This is a genomic window from Aquabacterium sp., assembly GCF_004297345.1.
Lineage (GTDB): Bacteria > Pseudomonadota > Gammaproteobacteria > Burkholderiales > Burkholderiaceae_C > Aquabacterium.
In genome coordinates this window covers 1-1,469 of record NZ_SCTN01000175.1, presented here as the reverse complement: position 1 = coordinate 1,469, position 1,469 = coordinate 1, and the positions used below count along the sequence as shown (strand labels likewise).

The window sequence follows — 1,469 nt, the reverse complement described above, 5'->3', positions numbered from 1 at the left end:
GCCCGCCTTGGTCAACGCCATGTTCACCACCTGACGAAAGGTGCCCGAATCATCCACGACCAGAATCGTCTTGCTCATGCTGACCCGCCAATTTATGAGAGGTGAAAGGAATTGATGGCACCGTACATGCTCCCACCAGCAAGTCAAGTGCATCGCGGCAACAACGGGGTGCTTGACGGGCTATTTCGGAGATTGATCACGCACCTCAACGGTATAAGCACACGCCCCCTCAAACGCCACCCGCCAGCGCCGATAGCTGCACAAGGGCCCATGCCTTCGCACGGCCCCTCAAGCAGTAAAGGACGCGTGCATGACAAAGAAACTGGCGTGGCAAAAGTGCCAAAGGACCTTGGCAGGCTGTGCAACCCTGTTGGCCGCTTCCACGTGCCTGGCAGGCATTCAGCCCCTGGACGATCGCGCCCTCACCGAGGTACATGGCGCGGGCATGGACAAGGACATCATGGGGCAGTTAGGCAAAGGCCAGGTCATCAAACAGACCAGCGATGAACAGCGCCGCAACGCCACCTCACCACAAAACACAGCAGCACTGCTGGCCGCTTTGGATCTGCAGACCAGGCAGAGCGCGCAAACGGCCGTGAACGCCGTCAATGCAGTGAACACGGCCATTCAACTCGGCGGCACGCTGGTGGCCTTGACGCCCATTACAGCACTCGTGCCCGTCGGCCTGCCCTTGTTCGGTCTGCCCAGCCTGCCCCCCTCCAGCAACCGCTGAGACCGACGGGCCTCACGGCCTGATCAAGGCAAGGCAAGCGTGGCAGAGGCGCTGGCACCGTTGCTCAGATCCAGCGGTGCAGCAGCCCGCACCCACTTGAGCGTGCCTGTGTGGCCCGCTGCGCGCAAAGCCACCGTGTACACAGCCGTGCCGCCCAGCGCAGCGGCCTGACTGCCTGCCGGCACATTGATCACCATGCTACTGCCCGACACGGCCTGCGTCACCACGACGCCATTGACATCAGCCACGATCACAGTGGCACTGTCATAGCTTGCAGACAAAGCCCCCGTCAGCGTGAGTTGGATCTGACCGATACCCAAGGACGCCTGACGCACCGGATTGCCCACAGAGATGCTGCTGCTTGTGCCCAGCGTGGGTGCTACCGTACTGAACACGCCCGCGTCGTCGTAAGCCGCCCCCAGGGCCTGCACGCTGAAGGCTTGAGTGCCCTCACCCGGCGTGACATCGCCAAAGCTCAGAGCCGAACCGCTTTCAACAAAGCTGGCCACCCGCAAAGGGCCCTCTGGCAAATCCAGCGCTTGCGCCAGCAAACCCGTGAGCGGGTCCGCATTGGCCACGGCCACCTCATATGGCTTACCGGCACCATCCAGCTTCTGACCAACAAACAACTGACTGCCACGAGGCGACACGGGTGAAGCCAACGTGACCGTACGCGCCGTACCCGGCATGATGACAGGCACGATGGGCGCGCTGGAAGAACCGAGCACGGTCCAGT

At 62.2% G+C, this 1,469-nt stretch carries 2 protein-coding genes; one reads left to right on the top strand and one right to left on the bottom strand.

The features are described from left to right. Positions 1-310 precede the first annotated feature (310 nt). Positions 311-733 (top strand): hypothetical protein, encoded by a 423-nt coding sequence (locus tag EPO09_RS05940; protein WP_290641168.1) that lies wholly within the window; start codon positions 311-313, stop codon positions 731-733. Between the two features lie 23 nt (positions 734-756). On the opposite strand, the gene EPO09_RS05935 is transcribed toward EPO09_RS05940, so the two are convergent. After that, the coding region (locus EPO09_RS05935; protein WP_290641166.1) for a hypothetical protein at positions 757-1,469 on the bottom strand (713 nt) is incomplete at its 5' end.